Annotated in this window: 19 protein-coding genes; all 19 read right to left on the minus strand. The window is 39.7% G+C overall.

Annotated elements, in window-relative coordinates; genetic code table 11:
* Positions 1 to 220 precede the first annotated feature (220 nt).
* Positions 221 to 2,326 carry an AAA family ATPase gene (locus tag ACWPVZ_RS04690; RefSeq protein WP_060971902.1) on the minus strand — a complete coding sequence of 702 codons (2,106 nt, stop codon included), beginning with the start codon at positions 2,324 to 2,326 and terminating at the stop codon, positions 221 to 223.
* 709 nt (positions 2,327 to 3,035) lie between these two features.
* Positions 3,036 to 3,290 (minus strand): Txe/YoeB family addiction module toxin, encoded by a 255-nt coding sequence (locus ACWPVZ_RS04695; protein WP_070476136.1) that lies wholly within the window; start codon positions 3,288 to 3,290, stop codon positions 3,036 to 3,038.
* A 3-nt stretch (positions 3,291 to 3,293) separates the two neighbouring features.
* Complete coding sequence (locus ACWPVZ_RS04700; RefSeq protein WP_060971904.1) at positions 3,294 to 3,548, minus strand: type II toxin-antitoxin system Phd/YefM family antitoxin; 255 nt, start codon at positions 3,546 to 3,548, stop codon at positions 3,294 to 3,296.
* 141 nt (positions 3,549 to 3,689) lie between these two features.
* Complete coding sequence (locus ACWPVZ_RS04705) at positions 3,690 to 4,781, minus strand: nucleotidyltransferase (protein WP_454381161.1); 1,092 nt, start codon at positions 4,779 to 4,781, stop codon at positions 3,690 to 3,692.
* Between the two features lie 6 nt (positions 4,782 to 4,787).
* Positions 4,788 to 5,528: a class I SAM-dependent DNA methyltransferase gene (locus tag ACWPVZ_RS04710; RefSeq protein WP_454381163.1), complete on the minus strand. Its 741-nt coding sequence runs from the start codon at positions 5,526 to 5,528 to the stop codon at positions 4,788 to 4,790.
* Between the two features lie 164 nt (positions 5,529 to 5,692).
* The gene (gene rsfS, locus ACWPVZ_RS04715; RefSeq protein ID WP_107372311.1) at positions 5,693 to 6,043 is read right to left on the minus strand and encodes a ribosome silencing factor; all 351 of its coding nucleotides are present in this window, start codon (positions 6,041 to 6,043) and stop codon (positions 5,693 to 5,695) included.
* 14 nt (positions 6,044 to 6,057) lie between these two features.
* Positions 6,058 to 6,558, minus strand: coding sequence for a cysteine hydrolase family protein (locus ACWPVZ_RS04720; protein ID WP_004183286.1), 501 nt, complete (start codon positions 6,556 to 6,558; stop codon positions 6,058 to 6,060).
* A gap of 3 nt (positions 6,559 to 6,561) precedes the next feature.
* A complete protein-coding gene (gene yqeK, locus ACWPVZ_RS04725) occupies positions 6,562 to 7,155 on the minus strand; it encodes a bis(5'-nucleosyl)-tetraphosphatase (symmetrical) YqeK (protein WP_004183288.1) in 594 nt (197 codons plus the stop codon).
* A complete protein-coding gene (locus ACWPVZ_RS04730; RefSeq protein WP_021143701.1) occupies positions 7,152 to 7,784 on the minus strand; it encodes a nicotinate-nucleotide adenylyltransferase in 633 nt (210 codons plus the stop codon). Before ACWPVZ_RS04730 ends, yqeK begins: the two co-directional genes overlap by 4 nt.
* Before the next feature lie 105 nt (positions 7,785 to 7,889).
* Positions 7,890 to 8,207, minus strand: a complete 318-nt coding sequence (yhbY, locus tag ACWPVZ_RS04735; RefSeq protein ID WP_002884193.1) for a ribosome assembly RNA-binding protein YhbY — start codon at positions 8,205 to 8,207, stop codon at positions 7,890 to 7,892.
* Positions 8,208 to 8,236: 29 nt separating this feature from the next.
* A complete protein-coding gene (gene yqeH, locus ACWPVZ_RS04740) occupies positions 8,237 to 9,355 on the minus strand; it encodes a ribosome biogenesis GTPase YqeH (protein ID WP_002891673.1) in 1,119 nt (372 codons plus the stop codon).
* Positions 9,355 to 9,882, minus strand: a complete 528-nt coding sequence (locus tag ACWPVZ_RS04745; RefSeq protein WP_002891674.1) for a YqeG family HAD IIIA-type phosphatase — start codon at positions 9,880 to 9,882, stop codon at positions 9,355 to 9,357. The genes yqeH and ACWPVZ_RS04745 overlap by 1 nt, the downstream gene beginning before the upstream one ends.
* A 136-nt stretch (positions 9,883 to 10,018) precedes the next feature.
* Positions 10,019 to 10,936: a DMT family transporter gene (locus ACWPVZ_RS04750; RefSeq protein WP_454381168.1), complete on the minus strand. Its 918-nt coding sequence runs from the start codon at positions 10,934 to 10,936 to the stop codon at positions 10,019 to 10,021.
* 97 nt (positions 10,937 to 11,033) lie between these two features.
* On the minus strand, positions 11,034 to 12,077 hold the full coding sequence (locus ACWPVZ_RS04755) for a 2,3-butanediol dehydrogenase (RefSeq protein WP_002891676.1): 1,044 nt from the start codon (positions 12,075 to 12,077) through the stop codon (positions 11,034 to 11,036).
* A gap of 158 nt (positions 12,078 to 12,235) precedes the next feature.
* Positions 12,236 to 12,619 (minus strand): hypothetical protein, encoded by a 384-nt coding sequence (locus tag ACWPVZ_RS04760; RefSeq protein WP_454381171.1) that lies wholly within the window; start codon positions 12,617 to 12,619, stop codon positions 12,236 to 12,238.
* 88 nt (positions 12,620 to 12,707) lie between these two features.
* Positions 12,708 to 14,054 carry a PTS cellobiose transporter subunit IIC gene (gene celB, locus ACWPVZ_RS04765; RefSeq protein WP_454381173.1) on the minus strand — a complete coding sequence of 449 codons (1,347 nt, stop codon included), beginning with the start codon at positions 14,052 to 14,054 and terminating at the stop codon, positions 12,708 to 12,710.
* Between the two features lie 58 nt (positions 14,055 to 14,112).
* Positions 14,113 to 14,619, minus strand: coding sequence for a hypothetical protein (locus ACWPVZ_RS04770; RefSeq protein WP_454381175.1), 507 nt, complete (start codon positions 14,617 to 14,619; stop codon positions 14,113 to 14,115).
* A gap of 29 nt (positions 14,620 to 14,648) precedes the next feature.
* Entirely contained in the window at positions 14,649 to 14,963 is a 315-nt protein-coding gene (locus tag ACWPVZ_RS04775; RefSeq protein WP_048790340.1) for a PTS cellobiose transporter subunit IIA, read from the minus strand.
* A 9-nt stretch (positions 14,964 to 14,972) separates the two neighbouring features.
* Complete coding sequence (locus tag ACWPVZ_RS04780; protein ID WP_414340902.1) at positions 14,973 to 16,949, minus strand: BglG family transcription antiterminator; 1,977 nt, start codon at positions 16,947 to 16,949, stop codon at positions 14,973 to 14,975.
* Positions 16,950 to 17,012 lie beyond the last annotated feature (63 nt).

Below are 17,012 nucleotides of genomic sequence, written 5' to 3' on the forward strand. Positions count from 1 at the left end.
CACAAAACAAGACTTTCCGCTGTGCTAAAAGTAAGAGAAGTCCTATTGCTTCTCTCACTCGGAAGATTTGAGACCCAGACTCAAATCTTAGGAATGGAATTCCGTTAGGAAGTCGCTTCCGTCCGTAGCACCCAAGGAAAGTCTTAAATAAAAAAGAAAAAAACAGAGATGTCTACTAACATCTCTGCTTCATAAATAGGATTAGGAGGTTTTATGCTTTTTATTTAGCATCTTTTTCTTTGATAACCAAGACACCATCTTCCATATCAGCTTCTAGATGTTTAGCATCAAGGTTATCCAAGTGGAAGTCTGTGACTTTGTCACGGATTTGTTGTTCAACCACACGACGGAGTGGACGAACACCCATGACTTCGTCGTAGCCTTCTTCAGTCATGTATTCTTTAGCAGCTTCGCTAACTGCCAAGTCAATGTCTTTCTTAGAAAGCGTCTTGTTAACTTCAACCAACATAAGGTCTACAATCTTAGAAAGATCTTCTTTGCTCAAGTGTGAGAATTCGATGACAGCATTGAAACGGTTAAGGAATTCTGGACGGAAGTAAGGTTTCAAACGATCCATAAGTTCTGGTTTATCAGCATCTTCTGTCAAGTTAGCTTCGTAACCAAAGCCTGCGTTTGAAGTTGCGATAATCACAGTATTCTTGAAGTTTACAGTGTTACCTTGACCATCTGTCAAACGACCATCGTCCAAAACTTGGAGGAGAAGGGTGATGACTTGAGGGTCAGCCTTTTCAATTTCGTCGAGAAGAACGATTGAGTATGGGTTACGGCGAACACGTTCTGTCAAAGTATTGCTATTGTCATCATAACCAACATAACCAGCTGTTGTACCAATCAATTTAGAAACGGCTGTGCGGTCGCTGTATTCTGACATGTCCAAACGGATAATGGCATCTTTAGTACCGAACATATCAAGAGCCAATTGTTTAGCCAACTCAGTTTTACCAACACCAGTAGGTCCTACAAAGAGGAAGCTACCGATTGGGCGGTTACCTTCGTCAAATCCTGCACGGTTACGACGGATGGCACGTGCCACTGCTTCAACGGCCTTATCTTGACCGATAACTTTAGTTTGCAAACGGTGGCCCATATCTTTCAAACGTTCGATATCAGTTGCTCCCATTTGCGATACTGGGATACCAGTCATACGTTCTACAGATTCAGCCACATCGTTAACAGTTGCAGTGACTTTAAGGTCTGCTGTATGGTTAGCAATTTTCTTTTCAAGTTCTTCAATACGAACCTTAGCGTTTAGAGCTGCTTCGTAGTCTTCTTTGGCAGCTGCAGCTTCTTGTTTAGCTTTTTCAGCTTCAATTTCATGTTCAACAGCATTCACATCAGTCACTGGGTGTTGAGCAGCCAAGTGAGCAGCTGTTACATCGACAAGGTCGATAGCCTTATCTGGCAAGCTACGTTGTGGAATGTATTGTACAGAGAAATCTACCGCTGCCTTCAAAACATCATCTGGCAAGATAACATTGTGGTGTTTTTCATAAAGATCACGGATACCTTGGAGAATCTTGAAAGTATCTTCAGCAGAAGGAGCATTGACCTTAACTTCGTTGAAACGACGAGCTAGGGCAGCGTTCTTCAAGATAGTGTTACGATATTCATCCTGAGTTGTTGCACCAATCACTGTCAATTCACCACGTGAAAGAGCAGGTTTCAAGATATCAGCAAGACCTTTAGACCCTTGACCATCACCAGTGCTTCCGGCACCAAGAATTTGGTGGATTTCATCGAAGAAGAGGATAATGTTTCCAGCTTCTTTGACTTCGTTTACCAAGTTTTGAATGTTTTCTTCAAAGCTACCACGGTATTGAGTACCAGCTTCAAGTCCAGAAATATCAATTGAGATGATTTCTTTGTTCTTGATAGCAGCTGGGACATCACCATTGACGATGGCTTGAGCCAAACCTTCAACTACGGCTGTTTTACCAACCCCAGCATCCCCGACAAGGACTGGGTTATTCTTTGTACGACGAGCCAAGATTTCGCAAGCTTCTTGGATTTCTTTGTTACGTCCGATAACAGGATCCAATTTACCTTCACGAGCTTCTTCTGTCAAGTTACGACCAAGTTTAGCAAGAATACCATCTTGTTTAGGTCCTTTACCTTGTTGTTGAGTTGGGTTCACTGCTTCACCTTCATTACCAGGCAATTGACCTGTTTGACGGTAAATCGCAAATTCTTCAGGTGTCACTTCACGACCGTTAATCATGTAGCGACGGTTTTCTGAACGGTAACCACCCATGTTACCCATCAATTGATTGAAAAGATCGTCCATATTGTTAAAGTTGTTGTTCATATAATTACCTCGTTTTGTGTTTTCTTGTGAATTTTTTTAAGTGTTATTTTTATGTTAATGTGTTTTCTGACTTTTACTGACCAAAACCCTAAAAATTTTTAGTAGCTTCAACTACTCTTCTAATAATTTCAGGTTTTGCTCTTGGTAGGAGACTGAGAACTTTCACAGTCTTAAATAAATTGTCATTTAGCATAAGAGCCACCTTCTTTCTGTGAATCTCTCAATATAGCTAACTTCCAAGCCTCTTTCAGAAAGAAACTTGTAGATTAAGGAAACCTTTTTCCTTATAGCTTTATCATATACCTTTCATTTGACCAGGTCAAGAATTTAGTTTTGACTTTTACTGACCTTTCAGATGAAAATTTTTGCAGACTAGCTGCAATCCTTTTTATTGGTATATGGGCTATTGACACAGCCTTCATAAGGATTTAATTTCCTTATGTTTATATTGTACAACATTGGTCAGTAATAGTCAATAGTTTTTTTGACTTTTTTTGACCTTTGTCATAAACTTTTTTGCAGTCAAACCAAAATAACTTTATGACAAGTATTTAGGCAAGCACTGCAAGATTTATATTTATAAGGAAGCTAAATCCTTATGAAACTATCATACACTATTAGTCAGTAAAGGTCAATAGTATTATTTGATCTTTTTTGACCTTTTGGAAAATAATTTACGGAAAGTAAAAAAAGCCTACCAAAGGTAGACCTAATAATGATCTTTGAAAGAGAGAAAGGCGACACTCTTACCATCAATCATATAAATCAAACGATTTTCAGCATCAATTCGCCGAGACCAAGCTCCTTGAAAGTCATACTTCAAGGGTTCTGGTTTCCCAATACCTGAAAAAGGATCCCGTTGAATGTCTTTAATCAGCTTATTGATTCGCTTAAGTGTCTTCCTATCCTGACTTTGCCAATAACAATAATCCATCCATGCATCTTCAGTGAAAGTGAGTAACATTTTCTACTCCTTTAGTGCATGTTCTTGAGTCTCTCCAGCACGTACCTGAGCCATTCCTCTTAAAACCTTGTCTGATAGTTCTTTATTTTGAACAATACGCAATGTTTCTTGAATGCTATCCCACTCACTCTTTGAGACCACTACAATATCTTCATCAGGATTTTTATTGACTACAGCTAGAGGTTCAAATTCATCATTAACCTTTTTCATATAATCCTTCAAATGATTTCGAAACGTTGAATAGACGACTGCTTCCATTAGCATACCTCATTTTCCTCTTTTCTTTTATTATATACCAAAAGGATAAACTTGTCAGGAACTTGTACAAGTTTATCCTTTCTATTACATTTATTCGAAAAAGAAGCAAAAAAGCCTACCAGAGGTAGACCTTCTATAAAGCTATTTTACTCTATGTGGTATGCGTCCAAAATTTTGTTGAGAAAGCTCGGGGTTGCCTAATTGATAAACATTATCCGCTTGCTGTGTAAGCATATCCCAAGGCTCCCTTCCAATCCGAGCCACTATATCCACAGATTTTTTCACAGATTTGAGATGAGACTGCCCATTTTGAGAAAATCCAAGCACATGAATGGATTCAGGCAGAGGGTTGTCCACAGCTCCGACAAGGATATAGGTCAAAATACGACGTACACGAGCCTTTGTATAGCGTTTAGTTGCTACCTTATCCACTAGTTCCTCCACAGAAGAAATCTCACGGATAGCAGCTTTTAAACGTCTAGCAATCTCTTCATTCACTTGGAAAATACTAGTCAAATCGGGGTTTGTAAGAATCTGATAAACCAGCAATTGGAAATAATTATCCCAAGAGACCTGTGGAGATGTCTGAAAAAGTTTACTATCGGGCATGAACTTATCCACAAAATCACTATCTTGCTTGTGGAGACGTAGGCTGGTCGCTGAGGCGAAAGATACTTCCTTATCTGAGGAATGATAGCCGGCTCCTTGTCTCTGGATAGGATTCAACTTAATACCCTTACCAGCACAAGCTTTGGCATAGGCTAAGCCTAGGATATGATTGGGTGTATTGCCAGTAAAGGCTACACCAGCAAACTTTTCCCACATTTTTTGTGTCTTCTGTGGATAAGATAGGTCACTCGGCAAGTTTTCCACAAAGGCTTCCATGTCCTCTGACTTTTCAGCATAGACATTTGCTATTGCCTGGTAATCTAGGACTTCTTCCGTTCCAAAAGTAAGGCTATCAATTCCCAGTCGGGACAAGATATCGACGGCTCCAGCAGCAAAATAATCGGCAGACTGGACTGACGTCAAGAAAGGCAACTCAACCACGAGGTCTGCCCCATTTTCCAAAGCCATCTGAGCCCTAGTCCACTTATCCACAATAGCTGGCTCACCTCGCTGAACAAAATTCCCGGACATGGCAACGATTTTTACGCCTTTAGCCTGATCCAAGAGATACTTGTGACCGTTATGAAAAGGATTGAACTCAGCAATAATACCTGTAACTGTCATAGGCTCTTACTTTTGGGCCACAAAGAACCAACGGGCACTAGTTTCAGTTGGTTCCTTGTCCTCGAAATCGGCATAAAGTTTGAAAGATTTGAAGCCAGCCTGCTCCAGCAAGATATCATAAGTCAAGACCTCATAGGTGCGTTCCTCATGCACCTCATCATGACGGCTAAAGCTTCCATCTTCCTCTTGGACAAAGAAAGTTAATTCATGGACAATAGAATGCGGAGCCGCATCCTCATAGGTATCCCAGAGCATAGCAAAGTCTTCTGCATTTTCATGGTAGGAATAGCCAGGGAAAACCTCATCCGTCTGATAGGTTGAGTGCACATCAAAGATAAAGACGCCATCTTCATTCAGTGCATTATAAACCTCCTTGAAGACGTCCCCAACCTCTACTTCATCCTGCATATAGCAGATTGAATCTGAGTAGCAAGTCACAAAGTCGTACTTACCAGCTTGCGATAAATTCAACATGTTGCCTTCAATAAAGTCAATTTTCTGTTTGGCGGAAGACGCACGCTTCTCCGCAATCTTCAACATATCAGCACTCAAATCGAGTCCAGTTACATCAAAACCAGCTTGAGAAAAACGCACAGATTGAATCCCAGTCCCACAAGCCAATTCGAGCAATTTCTTTTTGTCCTTAGTCTTTGGCAAATGACGGAGGGAGAAATCCGTCCACAAATCGTAAAGATTATCATCCATAACAGCGTCGTAGACAGCCGCAAAAGTTTCATAAGTAGCCATAAATCAAGATACAAAGAGCGTCAAAAGCAAAGAAAGTTTATCTTTTTCTCACAGCTTTTAGCTCGTGTTCAGTTGACAAACCAACCAAACACAAGGCTCTATCCTTCCTATTAAATCTTTAGTTTAAGCAACAAAACCCAGTTGTCGCCAACTGAGTTCAGATTTTATGCCAAATAAGCTGACACATCCACCATTGGTGCTTCATGCCAGAGTTTTTCGAGGTTATAGTGTGCACGTTCATCTTCTGTAAAGATGTGAACAACAACATCGTTAAGATCCAAAAGAATCCAACCACCCTTATTGTCACCTTCCATGTGACTAGCGTCAAGGCCAGCTTCTTTCACTTTCTCACGGACGTTGTCGGCAATAGCTTCCAACTGACGGCTATTCATAGCACTCAAAATAACAAAGTAATCTGTTAGGCTTGTGAGACCATACAAATCAAGGGCAACGATGTCTTCAGCTCGCTTTTCATCCGCAGCTTTGACAACCAATTCAAGTAATTCTTCTTTCATTTAATCCTCTTTCATTAAAAAATCGTTTTGTAATCTAAGACATCTGCAAAACGTTCATCCCAAATGTTCTCGTAAAATTCATTAATCGTTTCTGCTGGAATGTCGTCTCCATCAAAGGTTGTAACAGTACCTTCGGGAACGACTAACTTGTAGCCATGTTCGAAAGCAACTTTAACGGATGTATCAACACAATACTCCGTCTGCATACCGCATAAGACTAGTTTCTCAATTCCTTGTTGATCCAAGTATTCCTTTAATCCAGTCTCTTTAAACATGCTATTGTATCGCTTCTGAAAAACCTTTTCATCAGACTGTCTCTTTAATAGTGGCGATAATTTCCAATCTTCCGAGGTTAGAGCCTCTTCCGTTTCAATATGCTGAATATAGATAATTTCAATCTGCTGTTTTCTAGCCTGATCTTGTAAATAAGAGATTTTCTCTAACAGCTTTTGTGTTTCAAAACCTGTTTCCACTAAGATATTTTGTACATCAATAATAATAAAAGCTGTTTTCACTTACTAATCCTCTTTTAAGTAATGCACAAAAGCATTATAGGTTTCCAAGGTTTGTGGGAAAATCGGTAGAGCTTGGTGGGCCAAGTGTTCTACCGTATGGACTGTTTCAAAAGCAACTGCCTTATCCAAGGATTGCTCTGCTACTTGTCTAGCTTCCTCTACCAAAGGGAAATTACGATTATGCTCAATATAATCAGCCACATAGACAATCTTATCTAGGGTTGACATTTCATGGCTTCCGACGGTATGGATCTCAATACTGCGTAGAATCTCAGAATCAGTCAAACCCAAATCTTCTTGGATTTTGTAAATCCCAACCATGCCATGCCAGACATTGTTCCCCCATTTTTTCAATTCAGGATCGAGCTCATACTTATCGATTAGCTCTAAGAATTCCTGATCCGGAAGTTCCTTGGCATAATCATGAAGGAGGCCAGCCAAACCAGCTTTTTCAGTGTCGTAACCATACTTTTCAGCAAGAGCAATAGCAGCTCGCTCAACACCCAAAACATGATTGAAGCGTTTAGGACTCATGACCGCTCGAACTTTTTCAAGGAGTTCTTCACGAGAATAGTCTAGATATTTTTCATAGGTCATTTATAGAGCCCCGCTTTCTTGATGTAGGCAAGTACAGACTGGGGCACCATAAAGTTAGGTGTACGGTCCTTCTTAATGTAGGCTCTGACTGCACTCGAACTAATATCCATAAGGGGCACATCCACCCAAATAACTGGGTAAGAGGTTCCAGCCTTATACTTAGGACGCTGAACACCAACAAATTGGACCATCTCGATTAGTTCATCAATACGATGCCATTTTGGTAGGTATTCGACCATATCCGCTCCAATAATAAAGTAATAATCCGTATCAGGATTGGCCTCTGTCAAAAGCTTCATGGTGTCATAAGTATAACTGATTCCCTTGCGTTCCAACTCGATGGTTTCAATATCCAAACCCTCGATACCATTAATAGCCAACATAAGCATATTAAGGCGATGTTGTTCATCAATAGTCTCTTTTTTATCGACATGAGGTGGCTCAAACTCAGGCATGAGAAGAACTTCGTCAAGACCTAACTGCTGACGCACCTGGTCCGCAACAACCAAGTGAGCATTGTGAACAGGGTTGAAATTTCCACCTAAAATTCCCACCTGCTTACGACCAGTATCTTTGATTTCTTCTTCTAGTTGAACCTTTGTAAATGGGGTTACGAGATCCAGTGCCATGTACGCCTCCTCTTTTTCAAGCATTATACAACTGACTTAAGGCTAGCTGATGCTTCAAAAGTGTTCCTATACTTCAGTTTATCCTTCACCAAGCAAAGTCAACAACTATTTTTGGATAGCTTTGACCTTTGGTGACAACTTACGATTTTCTTTTTTGGCTGACTCTTTATAGAGTATCAAGATACGTCCAATCTTAAGAACTGTATCACAGCCAATTTCTTCTTCCAAGATTTCAGCAACCTCATGAATATCTTCCATAGTGTTTTGGAGTAGGGTTACTTTGATCAATTCACGGGCATCAAGGGCGTTGCGAACGCTAGTTTTGATATGGTCGTTAAGACCGTTTTTCCCGATTTGTACAATAGGTTTAAGTGTGTGTGCTTCCGATTTGAGGAAGGCACGTTGTTTTGATGTTAATGACATGTTTATTCCTTTTAACTACTTAATTAAGTTTAAATAATCGCTTTTCGTACGGCAACGCCAACACCTTCTGGTGCCCAAGCAGCAACGATGGTTGGTTGGTCAGCTTTTCCTTGGACACGGATCCATCCTAATCCTGAGAAGACAATGTCTGTCTTATCTTTAACAGTAAATTCATGACGAACAAGTTTTGGAAAATCAGCCAATTCCTTTGGTCCAGGAGGCATGAGAAGACTTCCAACATGCTTATCATAGAAGGCATCTGCGCCTTCAAGTTTGGTACGATGTAGCTTCAAGTTATTATCAAAGAAGGCTGTAAAACCTTGCTTATTCCCATCAATAAAGTCAAAACGTCCAAGACCGCCTAGGAATAAGCTTTGTCCTGCATTTAACTGGTAAGTTTTTGGCTTAATTTCCTTCTTAGGACTAACGTACTTGAGATCCTTCGCTGACAGATAGTGTGCCATCTGGTGTCGGTGAATAATTCCTGGTGTATCAAAAATATAGCTACCGTCATCCAATGGGATTTCAATCTTATCAAGGGTCGTTCCTGGAAAACGAGAGGTTGTAATAACATCTTTATCACCAGTAATTTCTTTGATGATGGCATTGATTAAGGTTGATTTACCAACATTCGTAACACCAACAACATAGACATCACGACCCTTACGGAGTTTTTCAATACGTTGAATCAACTCTTTAATGGCGTGGTGATTTTGGGCAGACGTTAACATGACATCCACGGGACGCATGCCTTCTTCGTGGGCACGTTCTGTCAACCATTGGGTTACCTTACCATCTTTTACTGATTTAGGTAGGATATCCTTTTTATTTCCAACCAAGAGCACATCATTACCCGAAACAAAGCGTGATAAGCCTGGTATGATTGATCCATTAAAATCAAAAATATCAACGACATTGACAACGAGGGCATCACTATCACCAACTTCATGAAGCAATTTTAAAAATTCATCATCTGTGATGTGGACATCCACAATCTCATTGTAATGACGAAGACGGAAACAGCGTTGGCAGTATAACTCACCTGTTTCTTCGGCCTTTTTAATAGAGCTAGCAGGTGTGAAACCTGCTTTTTCTTTATCTTCTGTTTGAATTTGGGCTCCACACCCAATACAAAATAATTCTTCCATTAAATTCCTTTGTTGAAGGTCATTGGACCATATGCTTTTTCAATCTTTTTCCACATGCGACGTTCACGCCAACGGTTAAACTTGGTTACCCAAGCATCTGATTTCACCAAAGGCTTGACCAAAATCGAGCGAATTCCAGCTCTGTGGCTAGCTCTGATGTCAGTCATTAGCTGGTCTCCCACCATAACAACCTCGTCTCGGTTAAAGTGGTAACGCTCAATCGCTTCATTAATACCTTTAGTGAAAGGCTTCATGGCACGACTCACGAAATCCACATGGAAATTGGCAACCGCACGTTCAACACGTTCATATTTATTGTTAGAGACCACAACTACCGGAATATCAGCCTCTGTCATCTCATCCAACCAAGCACGTAGCTCAGGAGTCCCATCAGGGTTGTTCCAAGCAATCAAGGTATTGTCCAAATCGACCAAGACGGCACGAATACCGTGTTCACGTAACTGGTCAGGTTTCAAATCATAAACAGCCTCCACCATAAAATGGGGCCTATAATCGTCTATAGTCATTTTCTCTCCAAAATGTTAGTTTACCTCTTATTCTACCATATTTTTAAGGTTTATGTGTGGGACTTAAGTCCTATTTTTTAAGAACATCCTTTACAGAACAATAAAGAAAAGAGCCACGATCACTCAGGCTCCAATCTTATCTTTGAATTTTTTCTTGTTTTTTAAGGGCAACTAAATTCTTAAGCGATATGATGATAACAGCAAGAACAATTAAAATCATTCCAAGCACATCAATGGCAAAGAAGTGGTCACCCATGATTAAGACCGTTAAAATGACCGATGCCACAGGTTCTACCGAGGCCAGGAGACTGCCTTTTACAGCGCCAACCATGGTTGTCCCCTTAAGGAAAACTGTGTAGGCAAAGACTGTCCCAATGAAGACCAAGCCAAAGAGTGCTAAAAGATTTCCACTAGTCAAGGGTAGCTCGTACTTCCAGGCTTGGATAGCAATCGGAAAGATTAAACCACCGATCAACAGACCTAAACCAATGACAATCAAACTTCCCCATTTTTCAATAGCCTTAGCAGGCAGTAAGATATAAATTGCATAGGTCACCGCCGAAAAGAGACCCCAGAACAAGCCCAGAGGTGTAATCGCCAGCTCCCTTATCTGACCATGCGTTGCGATGGTAAAGGTTCCCACAATAGCCAGGATAATCGCCACTAGCTCTGCTGCTGTTGGGAACCTACGATATTTTGCACATACAAAAGCCAGGATGATAACTGGGGTGACATACTGCAAGACCGTCGCTGTCCCAGCATTAGTGTATTGAATAGCACTAAGATAGGCGTACTGATTTAGTACCAGACCAAAGAGCGCAAATAAGGCGATACTTACTAAGGTTTTTCTATCTTTAATAGCTTGTACTAATTTGTCTCGCTGCCTAAAAAAGACCGAAGCCGTTAGTAAAATTCCAGACAGAAGCAAACGTAAACTCGTCAAAAGATTGACATTAACACCATGAGCCATTAGGTATTGACCAGAAACTCCTGAAAATCCCCAGGCAATTCCTGCAGTTATGACCATCAGACTACCTTTTAGCGTCTTTGACATAGTCGCCTCCCAAATCTATTTGTTTCTGTTATTGTAACACAAAAAGGTCGAAACAAAACGGTTTCGACCTTTATCTATTCATTCGACCTTTATAAGCTTATTCTGGTTGAACCAAGATTTTAATTTGAGATTTATCTTGGGTTAATTCAACAAAACCTTCTTCAACGATATTCTCCAATTTAATTTTCTTAGTAACCAATTTATCAGCAGGGAAGTAGCCTTGTTCCATCAATTCCAAAACTTTAGGGAAGATGTGACGGTAGGCAATAATTCCTTTGAGAGATTTTTCTTGGATGGCGAATTCATTTGGATTGATGCTGGCTTCACGTTCCCAGATAGATACGACCATACATTCCCCAGCTTTATGAACAGCTGCAAGGGCTTGGCCTAAAACAACCGGAACCCCAGTAACTTCGTAAGAAACATCTGCTCCACCGCCTGTCAAACGATGGATAGCCTCTACGACTGTTTCCCCTTCTTCTGGGCGAACAACAATTGCTCCCAATTCTTCTGCTTTCGCTTGGCGTTCAGGAGACAATTCAACCGCATAGATTTTTGATGCTCCTGCTGCACGAAGGGCTTCAACGATCAAAAGACCAATTGGACCCAAGCCAAAGATAACAGCTGTATCCCCAGCTTTCAAAGCAGATTGACGGACTGCATACACAGCTACAGCAGCAGGTTCTGTAAGAGCGGCTTGTTCATAGCTCAAGCTATCTGGAATCACATGGACAAGATCACCATCAAGGACACAGTATTTCGCAAAACCACCATCTGCAGCGAGGCCGACGAAGTTCAAGTTTGGATCAAGGTTATAATCACCAATCAAGTTGTGCTCTGCAAGAATTGGTTCGATGGTTACACGATCGCCAACTTTGACACGAGTCACATCACTTCCGACTTCTACAATCTCACCAGAGAATTCATGTCCCAAAGTAACCGGTGCTTTTTGACCAGAATACACATGTTCTTCTGTTGGAATGAAGATTGGTCCATCCAAATATTCATGCAAATCTGTACCACAGATTCCTGTGAACTTGACTGCCACTTTTACTTGATGAGGCTGTACTTCAGGTACTTCCACTTCTTCGATACGAACGTCTTTCGCTGCATGCCAGCGAGCTGCTTTCATAGTAGCCATATGATGATCTCCTTGTTTTCACAATTTTTGGTTTTCTTTTCAGGAAACTTTATACATCAAATTGTAAACGTTTTCTTTTTACTTGTCAAGGAAAAAGGGACCAAAAAAATAAGGGAAGTATCCTATGAAGTACCTCCCTAATCTAAACAATAGTTACCTTATTTCTTTTTGATTCCAGACACCTCTAGCCACCAACCTACAACCCAGCCAAGGACTAAAAGATAATTTTCAAGTGCACCTATGGCGTTGACTGAGTGATGATGTTGAAGATAGCTAAGGAAATGATTAGTCCCAATCCCGAGGCCTCCAATAATCAAAGCTATCAGTACAGCTCTCAAATAAAACCAATCGTATTTGAAGTTTACGGCAATCAGGATGACAAGGACTGCCACATTCCAAATACCAATCTCCCTCTGCCAGCCAACTGAAATACCGTACCCCGAATGACTTCCCATATAAGTTGGGAAGAACAGCTGAAAAATAATGGCACCAGTCATGGCTAGGATGACAAGGATAAATAGGACTCTTAAGAATTTGTTCATAGGGTTGCTCCTACTTAATAGATGTTTTATTGAATACCATTAGTATAACAAAAAAGACCTTAACAAAGTTAAGATCTTTAACCATAAATTAAGCTTCTTGTTCTTCTTTCAACAATTTCTTATCGTAAACACGAATGAATGGGAAGTAAACAAGGAAGGCAGCAACTGCACAGACAAGAGCAACTAAGACAGCACGGAGATCTGCTGTTCCTAAGAAGGCTCCGATTCCCACTGGGGTTGGCCATGGAACTTGTGCAATAACAGGATTAATCAAGTGCAATGCATTAACAAAGTAGTAAATAGTAGCTGTAACCATTGGAGCTAAGATAAATGGAATCGCTAATGCTGGATTATAGATAATTGGCAAACCAAAAATCAAAGGTTCATTAATGTTGAACAATGCTGGAACAACTGAGGCACGTCCAATCGCTTTAAGTTGCTCTGACTTAGCAGCAAAAGCAATGTAGAGACACAGACCAAGAGTTGCACCTGATCCACCAGCGATAACAAACATGTTAGAGAACTCACCAGCTACAGCATAGTGTCCTCCAGCAGCATTTTCTGCCATGTTAGCAAGTGCGATAGGGCTAACGAAAGCAAAGATAATGTTAGCACCATGAATCCCTACAATCCAGAGGAGTTGAGTTAAAAGATAAATAATCATTAATCCAATCCATGAGTTAGTTAGGTTAGCAACAAACCCAAATGGAATAGCAATAACTTTAAAGATGTCAGTTCCCAACGCCACGAGTGCACCGTTAATAAAGATAACTACAAATGCAACGACGAATCCTGGAATCAAGGCTGTAAATCCGCGAGAAACCCCTTCTGGAACAGCTTCAGGCATTTTAATAACCCAATTACGTTTTACACATGTACGATAAATAAGAACTGTCACAATAGCCATGATAATAGCTGTGAAAATACCAGTAGTACCAAAACGAGTAACGCCATTGCCCATTGCCCAACCGTCAACAACGACTGCACCTTCTTTAAGGCTACCTACAGCTTTCATCATTCCACCGTCAAAAATGATTTGTGGAACGGTCATAATGAACGCCATGAGCGCAAGAAGAGCACCGTTAAGAGGATTCATATTTATTTCTTCTTCTTCTGCATAGATTTTAGTTAACTCATAAGCAAGTGAGAGAACAAAGTAAAGAGAGAGGGAACCCATAGTAGCATAGTTAGCAACCATGTATAGAGAAGTAAACTTATCAAATGAAGCTGAGAAAATATCAGCTACAATTGGCCAGAATGAGAAAGCTTGTGGCAGAATACTAAATACCAAGAACATTGACCCAACAATAGTAAATGGTACAGCTGCCATACCTGCTGCCGTGATTGCACGTACAACTTTAAACTGGGCAAGTTTTCCCATTGGTCCCATGACATGATTTTCAAGGAAACCAAATAATCCGTTTTGTTGATCCATAATCGGACCTCCTTAATAATAATTATATATATTTCAATAGCAATCCTTTTAAAAGTTGTTATAAGGTTATAGAACTCTTTTCTAACTGGATAAAGCGTTGATAAGCCTTATCTTTACGTTCATATATTTCTTGAATTCTTTTAAGATTTAGCAAGCAAAGGCCTAAACCTAGTAAAAGAATAACAAAAACGAAGAAACGTGCAGCTTGATTATTTTCAAAAATTGGGAAAAGAGTTGTAAACAGACTTGTCCAAGTTAGAACAAGTAGTCCCACCTGAATAACAGCTTGCGAGCGAACAAACATCTGAGTCACTTTCAAACGTTCATCACGCTTGCCATACAATCGAAACTGCTCAACAGTAGCCAAAATCGCTAATACAATTAACGTAATAGGGAAAACAATAACAAAAGAAGGACGAATAAATTGATTCAAAAGCCAATAAAAATTGCCAAAAAAGAAGAGTGCTATTGTATAACGTAGAAGAAGGTAGCGATTAAAGAAAGTATTTTTTAATGCTGTCTCCCGACGTTGACGCTCGATTTCTAGTTGTTCTTTTTTTGTCATTGTCTTCCTCCTTGTTTAACTATATCTATTTAGCCAACCTTTCTATGAAGAACTAGCATTTCTTTTGCCACTTCCAATAGAGTCATTGTGGTCATTAAATGGTCTTGAGCATGGACCATGATAATTTCAATCTTAATTTCTACACCACTTGCATAGTCTTGCAAAAGTTTTGTTTGTGCATGGTGTGCTTCTAAAATTTCTTCATTTGAATGGTCTAACTTAGCTCCTGCTTCGTCAAAGCGACCTTCTCGCATATCAGCAAACGCTTCATGAATTTCTGTTCTAGCAGTACCTGAATGAAGAATAATTTCAAAGGCTGCAACCTGTAGTTCTTCTTGATTCATACGAACCTCCTATGTTATTTTTTCAAATATTGTAATAAACTCATCAAAATCCTTGCACTTGATTAATTGCTTTTGTAAATCATCATTTTCTGTTAAGGAAACAATTTTTACCGTCACATCCGCCAATCCTTCATTCCCATATTTAGATGGTGATAAAAGAAAAACAAGTTGAATATGTGAGCTTTGACTATCCCAAGATACAGGTTCTTGACAGATAGCAACTGAGATCTTCACTTCTTTTCCCAAAGGCTTAATTGGGTGAGGAACTGCAATTTTTTCGGAAAAGACGACTGAGCTTAATTCCTCACGCTGTTTTATTTCATAAAGTAGAGACTGTTTGAAGTCCACTGATTCATCGACAGATAGAGACTCAGCCATTTCTTCCAATAGTCGTGTTTTATCGCCTTTCGTCCACAGAAAGAAATTATCTCGGCTAAAGTACTGTTTAAAATTGTCGTCTTCAATAAGGGCTACTTCTGAACGTTTCCTAATTTTCGAGACTTGCATCTGATTCATAGCATGACGAATCTGAGATATTTCGTCAGATTTAAGAAAGACACTCACCGTAAAAACTGGTATCTGAAAGTAAAGGTTCGATAAATCAACAGCCGATACAATAAAATCAATACCATCTATCTTTTCTTGGTTCAACTCATAGTAACCTATGACATCAACTACCTCTATACGATTCCCAAGTTCAGACTCAAGGCGATTTCGGAGCATTTGAGCAGCTCCAAAACCTGTTGCACAAATCGCCAATACTGAAAATTTATGGTTTTCTTTCCGACGTTCGATGGCAGCCAAGAAATGAAGACAGACATAAACTATTTCATCATCAGATATAGTAGCCTGTGAAAAAGCTTCCATATTTGCAAGAACTTCCTTGGTCATGAAGAAGACGTCACTATAATTCTGTTTAACCTCATCTACCAATGGATTACTAAGATTAATATGACTGGCTAAACGTACCTGTAAGGTCATCAAATGAGTTATAAGACTCTCAATAAGTTGAAAATCCGAAGAAAAGTGATATATGTCCTCTAACCCTAAGGTTTTAAAGCTTTGAACCACCGAGTCTCTCAGTGCCTCTTTAGAAAACTCTGTTTGATTGTTTTGGGGTAACTGACTTTTAGCTAACAGATGTAGGGTAATATAATCAATCTCTTGAACTGGAAATTCCTGATTGGTTACCTTGCTAACTCTTGAAAGAATCCTCTTAGCAACCCGACGTTCAATATCATTATCTGCCATCTGACAATCTAAGTTACTTATTTCAAAACCAGACTTGATACGGCCTATTGCTAAAGCTATATGAACAACTAAATTTTGTAAAACAAAATCCGACAACTTTAGATTGGCTTCCTGACATTCTTCTAAAACAATCTTTGCCAATTCCTCTAATGGAAGATTTTGGTCAAAAAAATTTGATTTCACATAAGAGTGCAATGCTTTAAAAAACTGGTTCTCCAAGAAATAACTCATAATAAAGCGACGTTTGTCTCGTTCTTCACCAGAAACGTAGACACCTTTATTCGCTCTACTTTCTATAGTTAGGTTATACTCAGCCAGCATCTGGCGTATCTTTTTAAAATCATTAGACAAGGTTGAGCGACTGACATATAGCTCCTCAACTAAATCATCAAAAAGAACTGGAACCTGTTCAAACAAGAGCTTATTTAAAATGAAGGCTAGCCGATCATCACTTTGGGACATGGAAGATTTTGTATTATAATCATCTCCTAATTCATAAATCAGACGAAAAGTTTGGCAAGCTTCTTGGCTTTCAAAAAACAGTCTATAACCTTGTCCTTGTTTTGATACTAAGCTAACACCTTGAAGGTTTAAGGTTTGATCAATTGATTTTAAGTAACTACGTACAGTCCTATCCGAGCAGGACAAGTATTCAGCAAGCTCTTTACTCGTAACATAACGTTCCCTATGCTTTATCAAGAATTGAAGGATGCTTTTTTCCCTAGTTTTTGACAATCACATATCCTCCTAAAAATGATATATTCACCTTCTATTATAGGATATTTTCACACCTTTACT

It is taken from the genome of Streptococcus sp. Marseille-Q6379 (assembly GCF_965119505.1).